Raw genomic sequence first — 6290 nt, 5'->3', positions numbered from 1 at the left:
CTCTGTTCTGTCCAGCGGGTGGGCGATCGGCTGGCCGATCGCCCGGAGCCGGTTAGGCTCGGTCCCGCAGAGCCGCTGCGGTCCTGTGGGCCCGCGCGTCACACCTAAGCGTCACATTGAAGAAGGAGATGCTCGTGCCGTCCATCGACGTCGTCGTAGCCCGGGAAATCCTGGACTCCCGAGGCAACCCCACGGTCGAGGTCGAGGTCGGCCTCGACGACGGCAGCACGGGTCGTGCCGCCGTTCCGTCCGGCGCCTCCACCGGCGCCTTCGAGGCCGTCGAACTCCGTGACGGCGATGCGGGCCGTTACCTGGGCAAGGGCGTGGAGAAGGCCGTCCTCGCCGTCATCGAGCAGATCGGCCCGGAGCTCGTCGGCTACGACGCCACCGAGCAGCGCCTGATCGACCAGGCCATGTCCGACCTGGACGCCACCGACAACAAGGGCTCGCTGGGCGCCAACGCCATCCTCGGTGTCTCGCTCGCCGTCGCCCACGCCGCCTCCGAGGCCAGCGACCTGCCGCTCTTCCGCTACCTGGGCGGCCCCAACGCGCACCTGCTGCCGGTGCCGATGATGAACATCCTGAACGGCGGGTCGCACGCCGACTCGAACGTGGACATCCAGGAGTTCATGATCGCCCCGATCGGCGCGGAGTCCTTCTCCGAGGCCCTGCGCTGGGGCGCCGAGGTCTACCACACCCTCAAGAAGGTCCTGAAGAGCAAGGGCCTGGCCACCGGCCTCGGCGACGAGGGCGGCTTCGCCCCGAACCTCGGCTCGAACCGCGAGGCCCTCGACCTGATCCTCGAGGCGATCAAGGAGGCCGGCTACACCCCCGGCGAGCAGATCGCCCTCGCGCTCGACGTCGCCGCGTCCGAGTTCTACAAGGACGGCGTCTACACCTTCGAGGGCAAGGACCGCTCGGCCACCGAGATGACCGAGTACTACGCCGAGCTGGTCGAGGCGTACCCGCTGGTCTCCATCGAGGACCCGCTGTTCGAGGACGACTGGGACGGCTGGAAGGTGCTCACCGGCAAGCTCGGCGACAAGGTCCAGATCGTCGGTGACGACCTGTTCGTCACCAACCCGGAGCGCCTGGCCCGCGGCATCGAGGAGGACGCCGCCAACGCCCTGCTCGTCAAGGTCAACCAGATCGGTTCGCTGACCGAGACCCTGGACGCCGTGGAGCTGGCCCAGCGCAACGGCTTCAAGTGCATGATGTCCCACCGCTCGGGCGAGACCGAGGACGTCACCATCGCCGACCTGGCCGTCGCCACCAACTGCGGCCAGATCAAGACCGGCGCCCCGGCCCGCTCCGAGCGCGTCGCCAAGTACAACCAGCTGCTGCGCATCGAGGAGATCCTCGACGACGCCGCGGTGTACGCCGGCCGCAGCGCGTTCCCCCGGTTTCGCTCCGCGAACCAGTAAGCACAGCAAGGGCTGAGCGCCGCACTCGTAGTAAGCGTCGTACGTACGTCCCCGTACTCGGTCCCGTACCGTGTGCGGGGACGTACGCACGTGTGGACTGGAGGCGGGGACAGACATGGCGGTGAAGGACCGGGACCGTTTCTCCACCGCGACCAGGATCCGGATCATCGGGGAACAGACCGCGGCCCGGGTCTACCGCTCGCAGACCAAGCGCCAGGCCCGTCGTTCCCGGCTGACCGGCCGGGCCGCGCTGCTCGCGATGGTGCTCTGCTCGCTCGTCGTGGCGCTCGCCTATCCGATACGGCAGTACGTCGCCCAGCGCGCCGAGATCGCCGACCTCCAGCGGGAGCAGCAGGAGACCCGGGACCGGGTCGAGGACCTTCGCGACCTCAAGGCACGGTGGCAGGACGACGCCTACGCCGAGCAGCAGATCCGGCTGCGGCTGCACTACGTGATGCCGGGGGAGACGGGGTTCGTCGTCGTCGACCCGGACGCGGCCGAGCAGGCCCGTGCCGAGGGCGGCGCCGCCGACCGCCCCTGGTACCGGAACGTCTGGGACGGGGTCGACAAGGCCGACGCCGCCGTCCACCGGCGGTGACCGACCACGGCGGTGAACCGACCGCGGCGGCGGTGACCGACCACGGCGGTGAACCGACCGGGCCGGCGGGATGACCGACCACGCAGTGAACCGACCGGGCCGGCGGTGAGCCGTCCGGGCCGGCAGTGACTCAAGAGGAAGACCAGCAGAAGACAGTCATGCAGACTCCCCCGCCGACCACCCCGCGCACCGAGCCCACCGACGCGGACGTGGCGGCCTTCAAGCAGCAGCTCGGGCGGCCTCCGCGCGGCCTGCGCGCCATCGCGCACCGTTGCCCGTGCGGGCAGCCGGACGTCGTGGAGACGGCACCGCGGCTGCCCGACGGCACTCCGTTCCCCACGCTGTACTACCTGACGTGCCCGAGGGCGGCCTCCGCGATCGGCACGCTGGAGGCGAACGGCGTGATGAAGGAGATGACCGAGCGGCTGGCCACCGACCCGGAGCTGGCCGCCGCCTACCGCGCGGCGCACGAGGACTACATCCGGCGCCGCGACGAGATCGAGGAGCTGACCGGCTTCCCGAGCGCGGGTGGCATGCCGGACCGGGTGAAGTGCCTGCACGTGCTGGTCGGCCACTCGCTGGCGGCCGGTCCCGGTGTCAACCCGCTGGGCGACGAGGCGATCGCGATGCTGCCCGAGTGGTGGCGCAAGGGACCGTGCGTGACGGTCTCCGAGACCTGTGGGGAGGACGGCAAGTGACCCGTGTCGCCGCCATCGACTGCGGTACGAACTCCATCCGGCTCCTGGTCGCCGACGTCGACCCGGAGACGGGCGAGCTGACGGACCTGGACCGCCGCATGACCATCGTGCGGCTCGGCGAGGGCGTCGACCGCACCGGGAGACTGGCGCCCGAGGCGCTGGAGCGGACCTTCGCCGCCTGCCGCGAGTACGCCGGGATCATCGAGGAGCACGGCGCCGAGCGGGTGCGTTTCGTGGCGACCTCCGCCTCCCGGGACGCGGAGAACCGGGACGTCTTCGTGCGCGGGGTGCTGGACATCCTCGGCGTCGAGCCGGAGGTCATCACCGGCGACCAGGAGGCCGAGTTCTCCTTCACCGGCGCCACGAGGGAACTGAGCGGGCGGGACCACCTCGACAAGCCCTACCTGGTCGTCGACATCGGCGGCGGTTCCACCGAGTTCGTCGTCGGCGACGACCACGTGCGCGCCGCCCGCTCCGTGGACGTCGGCTGCGTCCGGATGACCGAGCGGCACCTGGTGCGCGACGGCGCGGTCACCGACCCGCCGACCGCGGAGCAGGTCACCGCGATACGGGCCGACATCGACGCGGCCCTGGACCTGGCCGGGGAGACCGTGCCGCTGGGCGAGGCGCGCACGCTGGTCGGGCTGGCCGGCTCGGTGACCACGGTGTCCGCCATCGCACAGGAGCTGCCCGAGTACGACTCGGCCGCCATCCACCACTCCCGCGTCTCCCGTGAGCGGGTCCGTGAGATCACCGACTGGCTGCTGCGCTCCACCCACGCCGAGCGCGCGGCCGTCCCCTCCATGCACCCGGGCCGGGTCGACGTGATCGCGGCCGGGTCCCTGGTACTGCTCTCGATCATGGAGCGGACGGGTGCGGAGGAGGTCGTCGTGAGCGAGCACGACATCCTCGACGGCATCGCTCACTTCACGGCGAGCGAGGTGCGTTGAGGGGCGGTGCCCGGCGGTCTCGGTGTCGGGTGGGGCGTCACAGGTTGCGGTAGACGTCCCGCCGGTCGCCCACTTTGACAACGAGAACGACGAGTTCACCATCGTTGATCTGGTAGGCGATCCGGTAGCTTCCGACCCGGAGCCGGTAGAGACCGGACGGGCCGGTGAGCTTCTTGACGTCGGCGTCCTGGCGGTACGGGTCGTCACCGAGTGAGGTCAGCGCGGTCAGGATGCACATGGCGTCGGGTCGGCTGATGGCCCGGAGTTGCCGCTGCGCGGCCGTGGTGAACCGGAAGGCGTACTTCACGCCGCCTCGCCGTCCCGCTCGGTGAACAGGTCCGCCAGCAGTTCCGCCATGGTTACGGTGCTGCCTCCGGCGGCCAGTACCGCTTCGGCCTCGCGCGCCAGCATCACGTCGGCCGCTTCCTCCAACGCTTCGAAGTCCGAGATCGGCACCACGGCGGCCACCGGGGCGCCATTGCGCGTGATGACGGTCGGGACGCCTTCTTCAGCCCGGTTGATGTGGTCGGCGAGGTGTGCGCGGGCTTCCCGCACGGTCACGGTGTTCTCACTCATGGAGTCAGTGTACGCGCAGGCGTGTACACGCGACATCTGTCGGGAGTCGCGTTCGTGAGCCGTGCCCGACGACATCGCGTGGTCGTTGGCCCAGGGGTCCTCGCGGTCGCGTTCTGAGCAGGACGGATGACGATTGAGCGGGCACGGAGGGCCCTTCGGGGCCCCTCGGTGACATCCTGTCGGGAAACTTCGTGAAGTTCTTCACAAGGAATCGGGCCCGGTCGGGCGAAGGAAGCGCGCCGGTTGACCCTTTTGGGGGTTCAACTGCCCTTTGAACGTGTTCAGGACGGTGTCCGGGAATCATCCCGGGCGGACGCTCCAGGAGCGTGGTCCACCGTCCCCAAAGGGGCGGAGGGGCAGCTCACGCGGCATTGACAACGGGGTGCGCCACACACTGGTTCCGTGTTCCACCATGATCTCCGTCACGTGAGCGGCGGATAGTAGCACAGCCACCACTGAAGCTTGTGAAGGGGCGCACGAACCACCCCCTTCAACCGGGTGGATACTCGATGGCATGAGCACCACGGAGCGTCCCAGGATCCTCGTAGTAGGCGGTGGGTACGTAGGCCTGTACGCAGCTCGACGCATCCAGAAGAAGATGCGTTACGGCGAGGCGACCGTCACCGTCGTCGACCCGCGGTCGTACATGACCTACCAGCCCTTCCTCCCCGAAGCCGCCGCCGGCAGCATCTCCCCGCGGCACGTCGTCGTCCCTCTGCGGCGCGTGCTTCCGAAGGCGGAGGTCCTCACCGGTCGGGTCAGCACCATCGACCAGGACCGCAAGGTCGCCACGATCGCCCCCCTGGTGGGCGAGGCGTACGAGCTGCCGTTCGACTACCTGGTCATCGCCATGGGCGCGGTCTCCCGCACCTTCCCGATCCCCGGCCTCGCCGAGCAGGGCATCGGCATGAAGGGCATCGAGGAGTCCATCGGCCTGCGCAACCACGTCCTGGAGCAGCTGGACAAGGCCGACTCCACCACCGACGAGGAGATCCGCCGCAAGGCGCTCACCTTCGTCTTCATCGGCGGCGGTTTCGCCGGCGCGGAGACCATCGGTGAGGTCGAGGACATGGCCCGCGACGCGGCCAAGTACTACAACAACGTCTCCCGCGAGGACATGCGCTTCGTCCTCGTGGACGCCGCCGACAAGATCCTCCCCGAGGTCGGTCCGAAGCTCGGCCAGTACGGCAAGGAGCACCTCGAGGGCCGCGGCGTCGAGGTCTACCTGTCCACCTCCATGGACTCCTGCGTCGACGGCCACGTGGTGCTGAAGAACGGCTTGGAGGTCGACTCCAACACCATCGTGTGGACGGCCGGCGTCAAGCCCAACCCGGCACTGGCCCGCTTCGGCCTGCCGCTGGGCCCCCGCGGCCACGTCGACACCGCGGCGACCCTCCAGGTCCAGGGCACCGACTACATCTGGGCCGCGGGCGACAACGCCCAGGTCCCGGACCTGGTCGGCCGCAAGGCCGGCAACGAGAACGCCTGGTGCCCGCCGAACGCCCAGCACGCGCTGCGCCAGGCCAAGGTCCTCGGCGACAACGTGATCTCCGGTATGCGGGGCTTCCCGCAGAAGGAGTACAGCCACGCCAACAAGGGCGCGGTGGCGGGCCTCGGCCTGCACAAGGGCGTCGCGATGATCGTCATGGGCAAGATGAAGATCAAGCTCAAGGGACGTCTCGCCTGGTACATGCACCGCGGATACCACGGTCTCGCGATGCCGACCTGGAACCGGAAGATCCGCATCTTCGCGGACTGGACGCTCGGCATGTTCCTCAAGCGCGAGGTCGTCTCCCTCGGCGCGATGGAGACCCCGCGCGAGGAGTTCTACGAGGCCGCCAAGCCGGCCCCGAAGGCCGCCGCGCCGAAGGCCGCCGACAAGAGCGAGAAGACCGCGGAGAAGACCGAGGCCAAGGCCTCCTGACCTCCGGTCACCCGCAGTCGTGGTTCCAGCGGTTCACCGAAGGGGCCGTCCGCCATCCGTGGTGCGGGCGGCCCCTTCGCATTGCGCCGACAGGGCGAAAAAACGCGTGGCGTGTACAGG

The 6290-nt window shown here is 69.5% G+C and carries 7 protein-coding genes; 5 read left to right on the top strand and 2 right to left on the bottom strand.

Translation table 11 applies throughout. From position 1 onward, the window contains the following. Positions 1 to 134: 134 nt before the first annotated feature. From eno to ABEA26_RS34390, 4 genes are all read left to right on the top strand, one after another. Complete coding sequence (eno, locus tag ABEA26_RS34405) at positions 135 to 1424, top strand: phosphopyruvate hydratase (RefSeq protein WP_345597793.1); 1290 nt, start codon at positions 135 to 137, stop codon at positions 1422 to 1424. 115 nt (positions 1425 to 1539) lie between these two features. Further along, entirely contained in the window at positions 1540 to 2022 is a 483-nt protein-coding gene (locus ABEA26_RS34400; protein WP_345597791.1) for an FtsB family cell division protein, read from the top strand. A 158-nt stretch (positions 2023 to 2180) separates the two neighbouring features. Next, complete coding sequence (locus ABEA26_RS34395; protein ID WP_345597789.1) at positions 2181 to 2720, top strand: DUF501 domain-containing protein; 540 nt, start codon at positions 2181 to 2183, stop codon at positions 2718 to 2720. Continuing rightward, positions 2717 to 3670 carry a Ppx/GppA phosphatase family protein gene (locus tag ABEA26_RS34390; RefSeq protein ID WP_345597787.1) on the top strand — a complete coding sequence of 318 codons (954 nt, stop codon included), beginning with the start codon at positions 2717 to 2719 and terminating at the stop codon, positions 3668 to 3670. Before ABEA26_RS34395 ends, ABEA26_RS34390 begins: the two co-directional genes overlap by 4 nt. A 37-nt stretch (positions 3671 to 3707) precedes the next feature. Here ABEA26_RS34390 and ABEA26_RS34385 read toward each other — a convergent pair whose 3' ends face one another. Together ABEA26_RS34385 and ABEA26_RS34380 are read right to left on the bottom strand one after the other, a co-directional pair. Beyond that, a complete protein-coding gene (locus tag ABEA26_RS34385) occupies positions 3708 to 3977 on the bottom strand; it encodes a type II toxin-antitoxin system RelE family toxin (protein ID WP_345597785.1) in 270 nt (89 codons plus the stop codon). Continuing rightward, positions 3974 to 4246 (bottom strand): type II toxin-antitoxin system Phd/YefM family antitoxin, encoded by a 273-nt coding sequence (locus ABEA26_RS34380; protein WP_345597783.1) that lies wholly within the window; start codon positions 4244 to 4246, stop codon positions 3974 to 3976. The genes ABEA26_RS34385 and ABEA26_RS34380 overlap by 4 nt, the downstream gene beginning before the upstream one ends. Before the next feature lie 514 nt (positions 4247 to 4760). Between ABEA26_RS34380 and ABEA26_RS34375 the strand changes: the two genes are divergently transcribed. Beyond that, entirely contained in the window at positions 4761 to 6170 is a 1410-nt protein-coding gene (locus ABEA26_RS34375) for an NAD(P)/FAD-dependent oxidoreductase (protein WP_345597781.1), read from the top strand. Positions 6171 to 6290 lie beyond the last annotated feature (120 nt).

The organism is Streptomyces marokkonensis, assembly GCF_039539045.1.
Taxonomy (GTDB): Bacteria; Actinomycetota; Actinomycetes; order Streptomycetales; family Streptomycetaceae; genus Streptomyces; species Streptomyces marokkonensis.
This window is presented reverse-complemented; position numbering and strand designations above follow the sequence as displayed.